This window comes from Stenotrophomonas sp. FR012 (assembly GCF_047520565.2).
GTDB classification, from domain to species: domain Bacteria; phylum Pseudomonadota; class Gammaproteobacteria; order Xanthomonadales; family Xanthomonadaceae; genus Stenotrophomonas; species Stenotrophomonas sepilia.
In genome coordinates this window covers 345,180-362,289 of the sequence record NZ_JAXBQL020000001.1, presented here as the reverse complement: position 1 = coordinate 362,289, position 17,110 = coordinate 345,180, and the positions used below count along the sequence as shown (strand labels likewise).

Sequence of the window (17,110 nt, the reverse complement as noted above, 5' to 3'; positions counted from 1 at the left end):
GATGGCACTGTGTGCAAAACAGGCAGGCAGAGTAGCGGCGCCGCCAAGGTCCGGGCAAGCCGACCTTCGGACCGTCACTGCCGGCGGTTAACATTGGGCTATTCATCACAAGGGCTGGACAATGGATCCGATTCTGCTCGGCAAAGGTATTACCGACGATATTGCCGTCACCCTGCTGCCGAAACTCGGCAACCGCCACGGTCTGGTGGCCGGCGCCACCGGTACCGGCAAGACCGTGACCCTGATGACCCTGGCCGAGGGCTTCTCGCGACGGGGCGTGCCGGTGTTCCTGGCCGATGTGAAGGGCGATGTCTCCGGCCTGGCCGTGCCCGGCACCGGCGCAGAAAACCTGCTCCAGCGTGCCGCCGAGATCGGCGTGGCCGACTATGCGCCGGCCGCCAGCCCCACCATCTTCTGGGACCTGTACGGCAAACTGGGCCACCCGGTGCGCACCACGGTCAGCGAGATGGGCCCGACCCTGCTGTCGCGCATCCTCGAATTGAACGACACCCAGGCCGGGGTACTCGACATCGTATTCAAGCTGGCCGACGACCGCGGCCTGCTGCTGCTGGACATGGACGACCTGCGCGCCCTGCTCGGCCTGGTTGCCGAGGAGCGCAAGGACATTTCCACCGAGTACGGCCTGGTCAGTGCGCAGTCGATCGCGGCGATCCAGCGTTCGGTGCTGCGCCTGGCGCAGGACGGTGGCGAGAATTTCTTCGGCGAACCGGCACTTGAACTGGCCGACATCATGCGGGTCAACCACGACGGCCGCGGCATGATCGGCATCCTCGCCGCCGACCAGCTGGTGCTCAAGCCCAAGCTCTATTCCACCTTCCTGCTGTGGCTGCTGTCGGAACTGTTCGAGCAGCTGCCGGAAGTGGGCGACCTGGACAAGCCGAAGCTGGTCTTCATCTTCGACGAGGCGCACCTGCTGTTCGATGATGCACCGCCGTCGCTGGTGCAGCGCATCGAGCAGGTGGTGCGCCTGATCCGTTCCAAGGGCGTGGGCGTGTACTTCTGCTCGCAGTTCCCCGACGACGTGCCGGGCAATATTCTCGGCCAGCTGGGCAATCGCGTTCAGCACGCACTGCGTGCGTTCACCCCGCGCGACCAGAAGGCGGTGAAAACCGCGGCCGAGACGTTCGTGCCGAATCCGAAGCTGGACGTGGCCAAGGTGCTGAGCCAGCTCGGCACCGGTGAGGCACTGGTATCCACGCTGCAGGACAAGGGCGTGCCGATGCCCGTGCAGCAGACGTTGATCGCGCCGCCGCGCTGCCGGATGGGACCGATCACCGAGGCCGAGCGTGCACAGGTACGCGCCGGCAGCCCGGTCGGCAGCCGCTACGACACCGCGATCAACCGCGAATCGGCCGCCGAACTGCTGGCCCAGCGCGCGCAGAAGAGCATCGAGCAGGCACAGGCGCCGGCCGCGCGCAGCCGCGAGCAGGACGAAGCTCAGGAAGGTGGTTTCGGCCAGGCCATCAAGGATGCGATCTTCGGCACCAAGCGCCGCCAGGGCATGATCGAAACCATGGCCAAGCAGACCACGCGCACTGTCGGCACCAAGCTGGGCAACCAGATCGTGCGCGGCATCCTCGGTGGCATCTTCGGCGGCAAGCGCTAGATGCCCCTGCTGGGGTCAGAGCCCTTTCCGCTGGAAAGGGATCTGACCCTGCTCTCTCATTCGTCATCCAGAAAAGAAGTCGTATTGCATGTCCCGTTGGCGTCCCCCCGCAGAGAAAAGCACCGCCCTGATCACCGCTTCCGGGCATGCGCGACTGAAGGCCGAACTGGATGAGCTATGGCGCGTGCGCCGTCCGGAGGTGGTGAAAGCGCTCGCCGCCGCTGCCGCAGAAGGCGACCGTTCCGAGAACGCCGAGTACACCTACCGCAAGAAGCAACTGGGCGAGATCGACCGCCGCGTGCGCTACCTGACCAAGCGGTTGGAATCGCTGCGCGTGGTCGATACGACGCCAACCGATCCGCTCGCAGTGTTCTTCGGCGCGTGGGTGGAACTGGAGAACGTGGACAGCGGCGACACCAGCCGCTATCGCATTGTCGGCCCGGATGAGACCGATGCGGGCCTGGGCTGGATCAGCATCGATTCCCCCCTGGCGCGTGCGCTGCTGAAGAAGCGGCTGGATGATGAGTTCTCGGTGGAGCTGCCCGGCGGGCAGTTCACCTTTGCAGTGATCGGCGTGGAGTACGAGCCTGTGTAGCGTCGAGCCATGCCCGACCTCGCTGTCCATGTAGAGCCGAGCATGGGCTCGGCTCTACAACGGTGGCGGGTACGTGCGCCCTGCACGCAGCGGGCGGAAATAGTCGGCATTGCGGTAGAAGGCGGAATCCTGCACGTCGTGCCAGCCTGGGATTCCAGCCAACGGCAGCGGACGCAGCTGCAGCGGATCGGTCACTGCCCTGCCCTCGGCAATGGCCGCAGTCATCACGTCAACGCAGGCAGCATCGGCATCACCCTGCACCACCACGCACTTGCCGACCAGCAATCGCCCCGGCAGCAGGGCCTGTTCCATCAGCGCATGCCCGAATACCACAGTGATGGCGATGTCACCGCTCTGCCAGTTCACCGGGTCAAACAACGCGGGCCAGTCGTGTGCATCCCAGGCAGCCAGCAGTGAGTCATCGCGCACACGCACGATCACGCCGGTTTCGTCGAACTGGGTCAAGGCGGCCTGCGCGCGATTGCGCTGGCCGGGTGGCATCGCCTCGATATGCAGGCACTGCCGCACGTTGAGCGCTCGCTTCAGCTGCGGCTGTGAGGCCCACACCAGCGCATTGAACAGGTCGTGCCAGTTGCCGGCACGGGTGGCGATGCGTCCCTGCGCGATACGCACTTCGTAGTGCAGGCCATCGGCCAGCAGCGCGGCGTCCTGTTCAACCAGGCGCTTGCCAGGCACGGCCAGGCGTGCATCGAGCGCCGCGATGGACGGCCATGCGATGCCGTCCAGCAGGTCACGGAAGTCCTGAAGCCCGGCAAACAGCGGGTGCTCGAACCGCCGTGCAGCTACCGCCGCACGTGGCGGCGGTACGAAGCGCCGTGAACCACCGCCGTTGCCGGTGGCGGCCGTCGCTGCGATCACAGCACCTTGAGGTCGAACGCCGGACGGGGGGCGGCCGCCAGCGCGTCACCGTACAGGTCATGCTCGTCGCTCTCGGTGATCTCCACCTCGACGAATTCGCCCACGCGCAGCGGCACCTGGTCGGCATTCTGGATGTGCACCAGGCCGTCGATCTCCGGGGCATCGGCCTTGGAGCGGGCCACGGCGATGTCGCCTTCGATGGCGTCGACCAGGCACTGCTGCACGGTGCCGATCTTGGCTTCCAGGCGCGCGGCGGAAATCTGCGCCTGCTTCTCCATGAAACGGGCCAGGCGTTCCTGCTTCACCTCTTCCGGCACGGCGTCAGGCAGGTCGTTGGCGGTGGCACCCTCGACCGGCGAGTAGGCGAACGCACCGACGCGATCCAGCTGCGCTTCGTCAAGGAACGACAGCAGTTCCTCGAACTCGGCTTCGGTCTCGCCCGGGAAGCCGACGATGAAGGTCGAACGCACAGTGATGTCCGGCGCGATACGGCGCCAGTTCTGCACGCGCTCCAGTGTCTTCTCCACCGCGCCGGGGCGCTTCATCAGGCGCAGGATGCGCGGGCTGGCGTGCTGGAACGGGATATCCAGGTACGGCAGGATGCGGTTCTCGGCCATCAGCGGCACCACTTCGTCCACGTGCGGATACGGGTAGACGTAGTGCATGCGCACCCACGCATCCAGCTCCGACAGGCCTTCGCACAGCGCCTTCAAACGGGTCTGGTAGGCCTTGTCGCGCCACATCTTTTCGGCGTACTTCACGTCCACGCCGTAGGCCGAGGTGTCCTGCGAAACCACCAGCAGCTCGCGCACGCCGCCACGCACCAGGCGCTCGGCTTCACGCAGCACCTCGTCGACCGGGCGCGAAACCAGCTTGCCGCGCATCGACGGAATGATGCAGAAGCTGCATTTGTGGTTGCAGCCCTCGGAAATCTTCAGGTACGCGTAGTGCCGCGGGGTCAGCTTGATACCGTAGTCGGGCACCAGGTCCACGAACGGATCGTGCTTGGGCGGCAGTGCTTCATGCACCGCTTCCATCACGCTCTGGTAATCCTGCGGGCCGGACACCGCCAGCACGTTGGGGTACGCATCGCGGATCTGCTCCGGGCGCTTGCCCAGGCAACCGGTGACGATCACCTTGCCGTTCTGGTTCATCGCCTCGCCGATCGCGTCCAGCGACTCGGTCACCGCAGAATCGATGAAGCCACAGGTGTTGACCACCACCACGTCGGCCGAATCGTAGGACGGGACGATGTCGTAGCCTTCCGAGCGGAGCTGGGTGAGGATGCGCTCGGAATCGACGAGGGCCTTCGGGCAGCCAAGGCTGACGAAGCCGACTTTGGGGTTCAGCTGGGACATGGAAATCGCGGGACTCTGGGGGCCTGGGCCCCTGCCGCCATGGCAGGGGTTCCTGGGGGCCGGGGCCTGAAAGGGCGCCAGTATACCGGGGTTGGCGGCCGCGCTCTGAATGCCCAGCCGACCGATACGGCACAGCCACTGACGCCGCGCTAACCGGCGCAGCACCGACAATGCAGTTCTGTTTCCAGCAACGAGGAAGATGACGATGGCCGAGTGGATCACCCTGGATACGCATCACGGCCCGGTACGGGCCTGGCAGGCCCTGCCGGAAGGCACCGCGCGCGGCGGCCTGGTGGTGGTGCAGGAAATCTTCGGCGCCAATCCGCATATCCGCAGCGTGGCCGAGCGCTTCGCGGCGGAAGGCTATGCGGTGCTGGCGCCCTCGTTCTTTGACCTGCTCGATGGCCCCGACGCCGATCCGGACGCGCTGCCCTACGACGCCGATGGCGTGAAGCAGGGCCTGGAACGGGTCGGCGCGCTGGGCATGGAGCGGGCACTGGAAGTGGTCCGCGCGGCGGCCACCCGGCTGGCCCCTTACGGCAAGGTGGGCACCGTCGGCTACTGCTGGGGCGGCACGGTGGCGATGCTGTCCGCAGTGCGCCTGGGGCTGCCGTCGGTCAGCTACTACGGCGCCCGCAACGTCCAGTTCCTCGATGAGACACCCAAGGCGCCGGTGATCTTCCATTTCGGCGCCCAGGACCGCAGCATCCCACCGGAAGCCGTGCAGGCCCACCGCGAGAAGCTGCCGCAGATGGCCACCTACGTCTATCCGGCCGATCATGCCTTCAACCGGGAGGTCGGACATGCGTATGATCCAGACAGCGCCGCCCTGGCGCTGCAACGCACCCTGGACTTCTTCTCGGAGCATCTTGGATGAGCGAATTCGAACTCGATTCACGCCTGGCCGCCGATAGCGTGCTGGTGGCGGAAGGACCGTTGTCGCAAGTGCGGCTGATGAACGACGAACGATTCCCCTGGCTGGTGCTGGTACCGCGCCTGGCCGGGGTCACCGAGTGGATCGAGCTGGACGGCGAGCAGCAGGACAAGCTCCGCACCGAGCTCAACCGCGCCTGCAAGGCCCTGAAGGGCTCCGACGGGGTGGAAAAGATCAACATCGGGGCGCTGGGCAATATCGTGCGCCAGCTGCATTTCCATGTGATCGGCCGCCACGACGGTGATCCGGCCTGGCCGGGCCCGGTCTGGGGCAGCGGCCCGGCGCACCGCTACGAGCCGGCGGCGCTGGACCAGCATGTCGCCTACTGGAAGGAACGGCTAGGATATCCGGCCCTGTCCTGAGCCTTCGCCGACCCGATGCGATTCAACCTCGTTGCCGCCGTCCTGCTGATCCTGATCGGCCTGTTCATGCTCGCCAGCAATCTCGGCTGGACGCACCTGAACCTGTCCAAGCTGCTGCTGACCTGGTGGCCGGTGGCCCTGGTGGGTGTCGGCATCGCGATGCTGTTCGGTCGCGGCAAATAAGGAAGGCGGCGCATTGCGCCGCCTTCCTTCATGTGGAGCCGGGCCATGCTCGGCTGCCCTGCATTGAAGCCGAGCATGGCTCGGCTCTACAGATCGCCTGCAATCTTCAGGTCCGCGGCAGGGTCACGCCGGTCTGGCCCTGGTACTTGCCGCCACGGTCGCGGTACGACGTCTCGCAGATGTCATCGGCGGCCGCCTGGAAGAACAGCATCTGCGCCACGCCTTCGTTGGCGTAGATGCGCGCCGGCAGCGGCGTGGTGTTGCTGAATTCCAGGGTGACGTGGCCTTCCCATTCCGGCTCCAGCGGCGTCACGTTGACGATGATGCCGCAGCGCGCGTAGGTGCTCTTGCCCAGGCACACCACCAGGGTATCGCGCGGAATGCGGAAGTATTCCACGGTACGCGCCAGCGCGAAGCTGTTCGGCGGGATGATGCACTCATCGCCGACGATATCCACGAAGCTGCCCGGATCGAAGTGCTTGGGATCGACGATCGTCGAGTTGATGTTGGTGAACACCTTGAACTCGCGCGAGCAGCGCACGTCATAGCCATAGCTGGACGTGCCGTAGCTGACGATGCGCTGGCCGTTGGCCTGCTTGACCTGCCCGGCCTCGAACGGCTCGATCATGCCGTGCTGCTCGGACATGCGGCGGATCCAACGGTCACTCTTGATACTCATGCTTTGTCCTGGGGGGTACGAGGGGGCGCGAGGATTCTAGCAGGGGGCCGGCCTGCGCCGGCGGCCCCTGCTCCGGCACTTACAGCAGCGAGGACAGGATCGGGATCGAGGCCCGCGGGCGCTTGCCGACTTCCTCGATCAGGCGCTGCGCGGCATGGCGGTAGGCCTGGGCCGGTGCCGAATCCGGCTGGGCCACGGTGATCGGCGTGCCTGCATCGCCCTGCTCGCGGATGCCGATCTGCAGCGGCAGCGACCCCAGCAGCGGCACGCCGTACTGCGCGGCCATGCGCTCGCCGCCACCCTCGCCGAACAGGTGCTCGATGTGCCCGCAGCTGCTGCACGTGTGCACGGCCATGTTCTCGACGATGCCCAGCACCGGCACCTCGACCTTCTCGAACATCTTCAGCGCCTTCTTCGCATCCAGCGTGGCGATGTCCTGCGGCGTGGTGACGATCACTGCACCGGCCAGCGGAATCTTCTGGGTCAGGGTCAGCTGGATGTCACCCGTGCCGGGCGGCAGGTCGATCAGCAGGAAATCCAGGTCGTCCCACAGGGTATCGTTGAACAGCTGGGTCATCGCCGAGGTGGCCATCGGGCCGCGCCAGATCATCGGGGTGTCTTCTTCGATCAGGTAGCCGATCGACATGGTGTCCACGCCGAACGCACGCAGAGGCTCGATGCTCTTGTTGTCCGGGCTTTCCGGGCGGCCGGACAGCCCCAGCATGGCCGGCACGCTGGGGCCGTAGATGTCGGCGTCGAGCACGCCCACCCGCGCACCGAGCTGCTGCAGCGCCACGGCCAGGTTCACCGAGGTGGTGGACTTGCCGACGCCGCCCTTGCCCGAACCGACCGCGATGACATTGCGGATGCGGGCATGCGGCGTAAGTCCCTTCTGGACCTGGCTGGCATGGGGACGGCGGGGAGAACTGTTCACAACGAGCACCGGCGGAGTCAGGGGGATAACCCGACATCATACAAGCTGGACGTAACCTGACTGAAATTCAGGATTGCGACGGATTCGTGCACAGATTGTTAAGTTCATGTTACGTTCGATCAGCACTGTTTTGAGCTGCGGAGCCCGTTGTTCCGGCCCGCGCGATGGCGCATGCGCAGTGCCGTTTTTGTTTTTTGCTCTCCATTGGAACTACATGAAACACGTCAGCAATACCGCACGTCGCAACACGCTCGCCGTCGCCCTGATTTCCGCTCTGATGGCCGCCTCCCCGGCAATGGCCCAGGACAAGGCGACCAACCTGGACAAGATCACCGTCACCGGTTCGCTGATCCCGCAGACCCAGGTCGAAACCCAGACCCCGGTGATGTCCATCACCGCCGAAGACATCCAGACCCGCGGCTTCAGCAGTGTTGCTGAAGTGCTGCAGCAGTCATCGCTGACCACCGGCGGCCTGCAGGGTGGCCAGACCTCGGGTGCGTTCACCCAGGGCGCCGAAGCCGCCGGCATGTTCGGCCTGAATCCGGGCTACACCAAGTACCTGATCAACGGCCGCCCGATGCTCTCGTATCCGGCGCTGTACAACGGCAGCGAGTCGTTCAACAACATCAGCGGCATTCCGATCGACATCGTCGAGCGCATCGAAGTCCTGCCGGGCGGCCAGTCGTCGCTGTATGGCTCGGACGCGATCGCCGGCGTGGTCAACATCATCCTGAAGGAACGCATGGACGGCGGCACGATGTCGATCCGTGGCGGCACCTACACCGAAGGTGGTGGCAGCAACATCCGCTTCAGCGCCGCCAAGGGCTTCAACGCGTTCGACGACCGCTTCCACGCCCTGGTCAACGTGCAGATCGAAAACGGCAGCCCGATCTGGGGCTACCAGCGTGACATCACCAAGCAGAACAACCCGGTCGGTTACACCGCGCAGCTGCCGTCGAACGACTTTGCTGTCATCGGCAACGCCGACAACAAGCTGTACATGATGGACCCGACCCGCTGCGCCAACGTGGCAGGCCTGTACGACGGCACCACCACCGTCGGCAAGCGTGCATCGGGCGAATCGTGCGGCTCGGTGTACAGCGCCGGCTACAAGACCCTGAAGAACGGCAAGAACAGCGGCCAGTTCTACTCGTCGATGACCTTCGACGTGAACGACAACTTCCAGCTGTTCGCCGACGTGCTGTACAGCAAGGAAAAGACCGAATTCACCTCCGGCTCCAGCGCCCTGTGGTGGGGCACCAAGTCGGTGATGGGCGGCTTCTACGACCAGGGCCTGGGCAAGGTCGTGAACCTGCAGCGCGCCTTCGCGCCGGAAGAAATCGGCCCGGGCCACTACAACAACATCCTGAACTCCGATGAGAGCCGTTCCTACCAGGTCACCCTGGGCGGCAAGGGCATGGTCGGCGACTGGGACTACAGCGCCAGCTTCACCCGCGGCGAATACCGTCTGGACCAGAACCGCTTCGCGCGCTGGAAGGACAAGATCGAAGGCTTCTTCGGCGACACCGTGCTGGGCCCGCGCCTGGGCACCACTGCTGATGGCTTCGGCATCTACAACCCGAACTACACCGCCTTCTACTCGCCGATCACCCCGGACCAGTTCGCCAGCTTCACCGGCTATGGCACCCACCGCAGCAAGACCTGGCAGAACCTGGGTCGCGTGCAGGTGACCAACGGTTCGCTGTTCTCCCTGCCGGGTGGCGACGCCGGCCTGGCCGTCGTGCTGGAAGGCGGCAGCGAGGGTTGGGATTACTCGCCCGACCAGGCCTTCGTCGATGGCAACGCGTGGGGCGCCAGCGCCGTGGCCGGTGCCGGCCACCGCAGCAACTACGCGGTGACCAGCGAACTGCGCATGCCGGTATTCGAGTCGCTGACCATCAGCGCCTCGGGCCGCTATGACGCCTTCAAGATCGCCGACAAGACCGTCGACAAGGCCACCTACAGCATCGGCCTGGAATACCGTCCGGTGGAAAGCCTGCTGCTGCGCGGCAAGTACGGCACGGCGTTCCGCGCGCCGACCCTGTCCGATGCCTTCCAGGGCATGAGCGGCTCGTTCGCCTCCGGCCAGAACGACTACTACCGCTGCAGCCAGATGGGTTACGCGCTGCGTGACGAAGCCTGCTCGTTCTACAAGACCACCTCGGTGTACAGCGAAAAGTCCGGCAACCCGGACCTGAAGCCGATCACCGCCGACGTGTGGAGCGCAGGCGTGGTGTGGGCCCCGGTGAGCAACTTCTCGCTGTCGGTCGACTACTACAACTGGAAGATCAAGAACGAGGTCAAGACCCTGAGCACCGACCAGCTGCTGCTGGCCGAGTACCAGTGCCACAACGGCCTGCCGAACAACACCTCGGCCAGCTGCCAGAACGTGACCGACTGGGTGACCCGCGACGCCGGTGGCAACCTGACCCGCGTTTACACCCCGAAGCTCAACGTGGCCAGCCAGAACCTGGAAGCGGTGACCGTCGGTGCCAAGTACCAGCAGGACCTGGGCCGCTTCGGTTCGCTGATGTTCTCCGGCAACTACACCAACATGCTCAAGCGTGAAGTGGTGGCCCTGCCGGGTGCGCAGAAGCTGGACCTGCTGAGCGATCCGTACAACATGTGGTACTACGACAACTTCGCCAAGGTACGCGGCGACGTGTCGGTGGGCTGGGCCATCTCCAAGTTCACCACCACCGTGTACGCCAACTACGTCGGCAGCACCCCGAACTACCTGGCCTACACCGGCCGCAGCTACGACTACGTCCACTCCTCCGGCGCCAAGGCCGGCAAGTGGGGCTCGTACACCACGTACAACATGAGCCTGAACTACCAGGCACAGGACGATCTGACCCTGTCGCTGATGGTCAACAACGTGTTCAACAAGCTGCCGGAAGGCCAGCGCTACAACTACCCGGGCAACGAATCGACCCCGTTCAACGACGGCTTCTACAGCGTCTACGGCCGTCAGATCTCGGCCCAGGTCAAGTACGACTTCTAATCCCGTCGTATTCCGGACCGCGTGTCTGGACCAGGCCCCGCTTCGGCGGGGCCTTTTTTTTGCACCACTGCGCCCCCCCTCCCGTCCGGCCTGTAGCAGAAAGTGTGATCCACAGCGCACAAACATCCAGGTTCCCGGCAGCGCTGATCCAAGGCAATGCATTGATCTACAAGGCATATCCGCAATGCTGACATGCTCCCTTGCACGCCGCCATCTTTTGAAACATGCCAAAACAAATCGCCTTATCCATTGATTCTGAAGCGTTTTTTCATCCCCCAACGGCACATTGATGTGACAGGCCTGTGTTGGCAGCGTTAACGACGTGTTACGGTCGACCTGAATGGAGTCACACTGAACGAATTGTTAATGCGCAGGGAATGCGCCGCCAAGACATTGCTCACTACGGGGATCCACCATGTCTCGCCAACGTTCCACGCTCTCGCGCCACCCTCTGACCCTCGCCCTGCTCGGCACCCTCCTGGCCTCCGGCACCGCCCTGGCCCAGGACGGCAATGCGCCGACCCAGCTTGATCGTGTGACCGTCACCGGGTCGCTGATTCCGCAGACCGAGATCGAGAACCACACGCCCGTCCTGACCGTCACCGCCGAGGATATCCAGACCCGCGGTTTCACCAGCGTCGCCGATGTCCTGCAGCAGTCCTCGCTGTCCACGGGCGGCCTGCAGGGTGGCCAGACCTCCGCATCCTTCACCCAGGGCGCCGAAGCGGCGGGCATGTTCGGCCTCAGCCCGGGCTATACCAAGTACCTGATCAACGGCCGCCCGATGCTCTCGTATCCGGCGCTGTACAACGGCGGCGATACCTTCAACAACATCAGCGGCATCCCGATCGACATCGTCGAGCGCATCGAGATCCTGCCGGGTGGCCAGTCGTCGCTGTACGGCTCGGACGCGATCGCCGGCGTGGTCAACATCATCCTCAAGGAGCGCATGGATGGCGGTGTGCTCAATGTGCGCGGCGGTGCCTACAGCGAAGGTGGCGGCAACAGCTTCCGCTTCAGCGGCGCACGCGGTTTCAACTCCAAGGATGACCGCTTCCATGCACTTGTCAACGTGCAGTACGAGAAGACCAGCCCGATCTGGGGTTACCAGCGCGACCTGACCAAGGTCAACAACCCCGACGGTTACAGCCCGCAGTACGTCTCCAACGATTTCCTGGTGCTGCTGCCGGCCGCCAACAACCGCTACGCGATGATGGACCCGAACCGGTGCGCCAACGTGGCGGGCCAGTTCGACGGCACCACCGTGCTCGGTACCCGTCCGACCGGCCAGGCCTGCGGCTCGGTCTACGGCACCGGGTACAAGACCATCAAGAACGGCAAGGAAAGCGGGCAGATCTACAGCTCGGCCACCTTCGACGTGAACGACAATTTCCAGCTGTTCGGCGACGCGCTGTACAGCCTGGAGGAGGTCAAGTACGCCACCGGCTCCGGCTACACCTGGTGGGGCACCTCCTCGGGCTGGGGCCGCTTCTACGACCAGGCCAGCGGCCAGTACATGAACCTGCAGCGCGTGTTCGCGCCGGAGGACATCGGCGGCGGCGGTTACCGCGACATCATGAACACCGACCGCAACAAGGCCTACCAGGTCACCCTCGGCGGCCGCGGCACCGCAGGCAACTGGGACTACAGCCTCAGCTTCACCCGTGGCGAGTACAAGCTGACCGAGCGCAATTTCGTGCGCTGGAACGACCCGATCAACGACTACTTCGAGCAGCGCGTGCTGGGCCCGGTGCTGGGTACCACCAGCACCGGCTACAACATCTACAGCCCGAACTGGGAAGCGTTCTACGCACCGCTGCCCGCCGGTGACTTCCAGAGCTTCACCGGCTACAGCTACAGCGAAAGCCGCACCTGGCAGAACCTGGCCCGCGCCCAGGTCACCAATGGCTCGCTGTTCAAGCTGCCGGGTGGCGATGCTGGCTTCGCCGTGGTCCTGGAAGGCGGCAGTGAAGGCTGGGATTACACGCCCGACCCGGGCCTGATGGACGGCAGCGTGTGGGGGACCACCGCCGTATCCGGTGCCGGCCATCGCAGCAACTACGCGGTGACCACCGAACTGCGCATGCCGCTGCTGGAAACGCTGACCGTCACCGGCTCCGGCCGCTATGACGCCTTCAAGATCGGCAGCAACACCGTGGACAAGGCCACCTACAGCGTCGGCATCGAGTTCCGCCCGATCGAAAGCCTGTTGTTCCGTGGCAAGTACGGTACGGCGTTCCGCGCACCGACCCTGTCCGATGCCTTCCAGGGTCGCAGCGGTTACTACGCCAACGGCTCCACCGACTACTACCGCTGCGGCCAGCTGGGCTACGACCCGGCCAACACCACCGGCTGCCCGTACGACAGCGTCTCGGTGTTCGGCACCCGCTCGGGCAACCCCGACTTGGAGCCGATCACCGCCGACGTCTGGAATGCAGGCGTCGTGTGGGCACCGATCAACAACCTGTCGCTGTCGGTCGACTACTACAACTGGAAGATCAAGAACGAGGTCGATACGCTCAGCTCCGACCAGCTGCTGCTGGCCGAGTACTACTGCCGCAACGGCCAGTCCAACAACACCTCGGCCAGCTGCCAGAACGTCGATGACTGGATCACCCGTGATGCATCGGGCGTGCTCGACGAGATCTACACGCCGAAGATGAACGTCGCCCGCCAGAACCTGGAAGCACTGACCGCCAGCTTCAAGTACGTGCAGGACATCGGTCGCTTCGGTTCGCTGCAGTTCTCGGCCAACTACACCGACATGCTCAAGCGCAAGCTGCAGCCGCAGCCGGGTGACGAGTTCCTGGACCTGCTGCACGACCCGTATGCGATGTGGGTGTATGACTCGTACGCCAAGGTACGCGCGGACGGCTCGATCGGCTGGGCCAAGGACAACTGGACCACCACCCTGTATGCCAACTACATCGGCAAGACGCCGAACTACATGGCTTACGTGGGCAACGGCTATGACTACGTCCACAGCTCCGGCTACAAGGCAGGCAAGTGGGGTTCCTACACCACCTACAACCTGAGCGTGAACTACCGCGCGATGGAAAACCTGACCCTGTCGCTGATGGTCAACAACGTGTTCAACAAGATGCCGGACAACCAGCGCTACAGCTTCGCCGGCACCAGCGGCCAGCCGTACAACAACTACCTGTACAACGCCTACGGGCGCGCGATCTACGTGCAGGCCAAGTACGCGTTCGGCGTGAAGTAATCCCGCAACCGCAGCAACGGAAAAGCCCCGCCATGGCGGGGCTTTTTCGTGTCCGGCCTGAGCGGATGGAAGAACAGGCCCTGGTGGAACAGGGCCTGCCGTCCGGTCCGCCCGCTCAGCGGAAGCTGTAGCGGAGGCTGGCCATGTAGCGGCGACCCAGCGCGTCCAGTACGTACGGGAACGGACCGATGTCGTCGGACAGGTTCAGCACCGACAGGTTCAGGCGCGCATTGTCGGTCAGGTGGTAGCTGACATTGGCATCCCAGGTCGTCCAGCTGTCGCGCTTGAAGTACTGCCGGCTTTCCGGAGTTGCGGTCAGGCTGAACTGCGAGCCGCTCGTGTAGTTGGACGTCACGCCATAGCTCCACTTGCCGATGGCATGCTGTGCCGTCCAGCGGAACTGGCGCTTGGGCTCATCGAACGTACCCACGCGCTCCACGAACGGCACATCCGCGTTGGCGGCCTGGCCACGGTTCTTCGGCATGTAGCCGTAGAAGCCCAGTGCCACCTGGCCGAACCGGCCCATGTCCCAGTTGTAGTCCACCTCGGCCGTCCAGCCGCGGAACATCAGCACCGGGCCATTGCCGTACTCGGTGCGGATATCGGTGGCCGCACCCGTCAACGGATTGCGCGTGACCAGGCTGCAGAAGCGGTTGGCGTTGGGCACGTCGGACGCATTGAAATCCGGGTTGTCGAAGCAGCCGGTGATGATGTCGGTCGGGCTCAGGCTGGTGATCACATCGGTGATCTTGATGTCATACCAATCGGCGGCGACGCGCAGGCCCTTCGCCCAGTCCGGTGCGAACACGATGCCTGCTGTCCAGGATTTGGCCTTCTCGTTCTTCAGGCCGGTATAGCCGTTGACCGAGCCGAGGGTGTTGGTCGGCGACGCCTGGAAGGTCGCCGGGTCCGCGCCCGGGTAGGCCTGGAAGAAGGCCTCGCAGTTGCGGCGGCGAATCGCGGGATTGGTGCCGCCGTTGATGGCCGACACCGAGCAGACTTCCGGGATGTTGTAGTACGCCGGCTGCAGCGAGGTATAGAGCTCGGCAATCGACGGGGCACGCAGCGACTGGGTCTTGCTGCCGCGCAGCTGGATTCCCGCGAACGGCTCGTACTGGATGCCATAGGTGTACGCGTTGAAGCCACCAGCCACCGAGTTGACCACGCGGCGGCCCTTCAGGGTCACGTCCAGGCGATGCAGGCCAGGCAGATCCCAGTCGGGGTTGAACAGCGGTGCCAGGAACTCGGCGAAGATTTCATTGGTGTGATAGTCGCCCTTGGCGCCCTGGATCGGCACCGAACGGCCCTGCCCCAGGCGCTGGTACTCGCTCGGGGTGAACGAGCCTTCTTCGCGGCGATGCTCCACGCCTGCGGCGAAGGAGAACTCGCCGCCCGGCAGGTCGAACAGGCCACCGGTCACCGACGCGTTGAACACGGTCTGGCGCGTCCGCGCCTTGGCCAGGGTCGGCGTCGACACATAGGCCAGTGCTTCAGGCGATGCCTGGTTCTCGCCGAACAGATTCAGTGGACGGCAGTTCGGATCCGCAGTGGTGCCGCGGGCGGATGCATCACAGACAATGTTGCCGCTGGCATCGCGCTTCACGTTGAGCGCATTGATGAAGTTCTGCTGGATCAGGCCGGTGCCCTTGTAGTCGAAGTCGCCTCGGCCGTGGGTCACACTGGTTTCCCAGTTGAAGCGGCGCTCGCCGATATCGAAGAAGCCGTCCAGGCCGAGCACGATGCGGCTGAGGCGCGTATCGGTACTGGCGTTGTTCATGCTCAGGTCGCGCGAAGAGCGCGACAGGCGGAACGAGGTGATGCCGTTCTCGGCCAGGATGCGACGGGACTCCGCGCTGAGGAACGGATTGTTCGCGCTGAACAGCATCGCGCCACTCTGGTCGCCACTGCCATCGGGGTTTGCGGCACCGAAACCGGCAGCGTTGTAGACGTTCTGGTCCAGCGTCTCGCGCGCGGTGGCGCTGTAGTGCGACAGTTCGAAGAAGCCGCGCACGTTGTCGTTGAAGTCGAAGCTGCCGGTCGAATAGACCGTACGGCGTTCGAGGTCGGCGATCAGTGGGACGGTCTCGTTGAGGTTGAGGCCATCGCCACCGGACGCGTTGCCGCTGGGATAGGAGATGCCCGGATCGTAGGCAACCAGATCGCCCTTGTCGTTGAAGTGCCAGAGCTTGTTGTTCGGACCAAAGCCGTTCAGTTCACCCGTGGCATTGCGCTGGTAGCTGCGCCGCACCTGGATGTCCGACGGCATGATCAGGCCACCGAAGGTCATGCTGGAGATGCGCCGGTTGCGGATCCAGACCTGGTCGGCGATGCCGTCGGCCGGCCCGGTGTTGAACGGGATGCTGGGGTCGATGCGACCGTCATTGCCCGGCGTGCGCCACGGTTGGAAGCGCGCCACGTTGGCTGCCGTCGGATTGGTCTGCAGGCTGTAGCCGTTGCGGTAGAAGTCGCGCTGGAGCGCGTTCACGCCTTCGCTGTTGTCCAGTTCGGCAGCAATGGTGAAGTGGCCACGTCCGTCGGCGAAACCGCTGCCGAAGATCGCAGACCAGGAGTAGCGGTCGTTGTCGTTCTTGGTGGTCCTGCCAAAACCCAGCTCGACCTCGGCACCCTCGAACTTGTCACGCAGGATGATGTTGTTCACGCCTGAGATGGCATCGGAACCATACGTGGGTGCACCACCGATGCTCAGGCTTTCCACGCGCTCGACCATCACGGTCGGAATCGCGTTCATGTCGACCTGGATGCCCGAGCCGCCGCCGGCGCCGAATACGGTTGGCGGAGCCGAGGTCACGAAGCGGCGACCGTTGACCAGGGTCAGCAGGCGGTTGCTGCCCAGGCCGAAGCGACTGGCGAAGTTCACGCCCGCACCGAAGCCGGCCTGGTCACCGCGTGAGGACACGCCGGCAGACACACCGGGAATCTTGGTCAACGCATCGATCAGGTTGGTGTGTCCGTACGCATCGATATCCTGGCGGGACACCACAGCGGCTGGTTCCAGGGTGTCATAGCCGGCGCGGTAGATGTGCGAGCCCGTTACCGTGATGCGGTCCAGCTGGGTGGCCGCGGCTTCATTGGAAGCCTTCTTCGCGCTCTCAGCGGTGTCCTTTGCAGTTTCTCCCTCCTGCGCGAAGGCAGGCAGGGCGACGGCAAGCAGAATGGCCGAGGTGAGCGCGAGACTCAACGGATTACGGGGTAGTGGGCGAGTCTTCTGCATGTCTCTCTCTCTGAAAAAGTGAGGGCACAAAAAGCTCTGCATCGGCAAGGCAGAGGAAATGTAGTCAGCAACTGTTCACGTGCCGATAACGGAATTCATA

At 64.4% G+C, this 17,110-nt stretch carries 12 protein-coding genes; 7 read left to right on the top strand and 5 right to left on the bottom strand.

Going from position 1 to position 17,110, the window contains the following annotated elements; translation table 11 throughout:
- The first annotated feature begins 121 nt into the window (after positions 1-121).
- Together ACM0O9_RS01750 and greB are read left to right on the top strand one after the other, a co-directional pair.
- On the top strand, positions 122-1,627 hold the full coding sequence (locus tag ACM0O9_RS01750) for a helicase HerA-like domain-containing protein (RefSeq protein WP_065185506.1): 1,506 nt from the start codon (positions 122-124) through the stop codon (positions 1,625-1,627).
- Positions 1,628-1,715: 88 nt separating this feature from the next.
- Positions 1,716-2,222: a transcription elongation factor GreB gene (gene greB, locus ACM0O9_RS01745; RefSeq protein WP_005418006.1), complete on the top strand. Its 507-nt coding sequence runs from the start codon at positions 1,716-1,718 to the stop codon at positions 2,220-2,222.
- A 54-nt stretch (positions 2,223-2,276) separates the two neighbouring features.
- On the opposite strand, the gene ACM0O9_RS01740 is transcribed toward greB, so the two are convergent.
- The gene (locus tag ACM0O9_RS01740) at positions 2,277-3,101 is read right to left on the bottom strand and encodes a DUF3025 domain-containing protein (RefSeq protein ID WP_065179168.1); all 825 of its coding nucleotides are present in this window, start codon (positions 3,099-3,101) and stop codon (positions 2,277-2,279) included.
- Positions 3,098-4,459 carry a 30S ribosomal protein S12 methylthiotransferase RimO gene (rimO, locus tag ACM0O9_RS01735; protein ID WP_065185505.1) on the bottom strand — a complete coding sequence of 454 codons (1,362 nt, stop codon included), beginning with the start codon at positions 4,457-4,459 and terminating at the stop codon, positions 3,098-3,100. Before rimO ends, ACM0O9_RS01740 begins: the two co-directional genes overlap by 4 nt.
- A 205-nt stretch (positions 4,460-4,664) precedes the next feature.
- Here rimO and ACM0O9_RS01730 point away from each other — a divergent pair, with 205 nt between their 5' ends.
- From ACM0O9_RS01730 to ACM0O9_RS01720, 3 genes are read left to right on the top strand one after another with little or no spacing between them, the layout of a single operon-like run.
- Complete coding sequence (locus ACM0O9_RS01730) at positions 4,665-5,336, top strand: dienelactone hydrolase family protein (RefSeq protein ID WP_065179170.1); 672 nt, start codon at positions 4,665-4,667, stop codon at positions 5,334-5,336.
- Positions 5,333-5,755, top strand: a complete 423-nt coding sequence (locus ACM0O9_RS01725) for an HIT domain-containing protein (protein WP_005418010.1) — start codon at positions 5,333-5,335, stop codon at positions 5,753-5,755. The genes ACM0O9_RS01730 and ACM0O9_RS01725 overlap by 4 nt, the downstream gene beginning before the upstream one ends.
- 15 nt (positions 5,756-5,770) lie before the next feature.
- Positions 5,771-5,938, top strand: coding sequence for a LiaI-LiaF-like domain-containing protein (locus ACM0O9_RS01720; protein WP_005418011.1), 168 nt, complete (start codon positions 5,771-5,773; stop codon positions 5,936-5,938).
- 106 nt (positions 5,939-6,044) lie between these two features.
- Here ACM0O9_RS01720 and dcd read toward each other — a convergent pair whose 3' ends face one another.
- Both dcd and apbC read right to left on the bottom strand, forming a co-directional pair.
- On the bottom strand, positions 6,045-6,617 hold the full coding sequence (gene dcd, locus ACM0O9_RS01715; protein WP_005418012.1) for a dCTP deaminase: 573 nt from the start codon (positions 6,615-6,617) through the stop codon (positions 6,045-6,047).
- Between the two features lie 79 nt (positions 6,618-6,696).
- On the bottom strand, positions 6,697-7,551 hold the full coding sequence (gene apbC / locus ACM0O9_RS01710; protein ID WP_005418013.1) for an iron-sulfur cluster carrier protein ApbC: 855 nt from the start codon (positions 7,549-7,551) through the stop codon (positions 6,697-6,699).
- Between the two features lie 214 nt (positions 7,552-7,765).
- Between apbC and ACM0O9_RS01705 the strand changes: the two genes are divergently transcribed.
- On the top strand, positions 7,766-10,555 hold the full coding sequence (locus ACM0O9_RS01705) for a TonB-dependent receptor plug domain-containing protein (RefSeq protein ID WP_065185504.1): 2,790 nt from the start codon (positions 7,766-7,768) through the stop codon (positions 10,553-10,555).
- A 415-nt stretch (positions 10,556-10,970) separates the two neighbouring features.
- Entirely contained in the window at positions 10,971-13,778 is a 2,808-nt protein-coding gene (locus ACM0O9_RS01700; protein WP_065179173.1) for a TonB-dependent receptor domain-containing protein, read from the top strand.
- A gap of 115 nt (positions 13,779-13,893) precedes the next feature.
- Here the strand turns inward: ACM0O9_RS01700 and ACM0O9_RS01695 are convergent, their stop codons facing one another.
- A complete protein-coding gene (locus ACM0O9_RS01695) occupies positions 13,894-17,010 on the bottom strand; it encodes a TonB-dependent receptor domain-containing protein (RefSeq protein WP_065185503.1) in 3,117 nt (1,038 codons plus the stop codon).
- Positions 17,011-17,110: the final 100 nt, after the last annotated feature.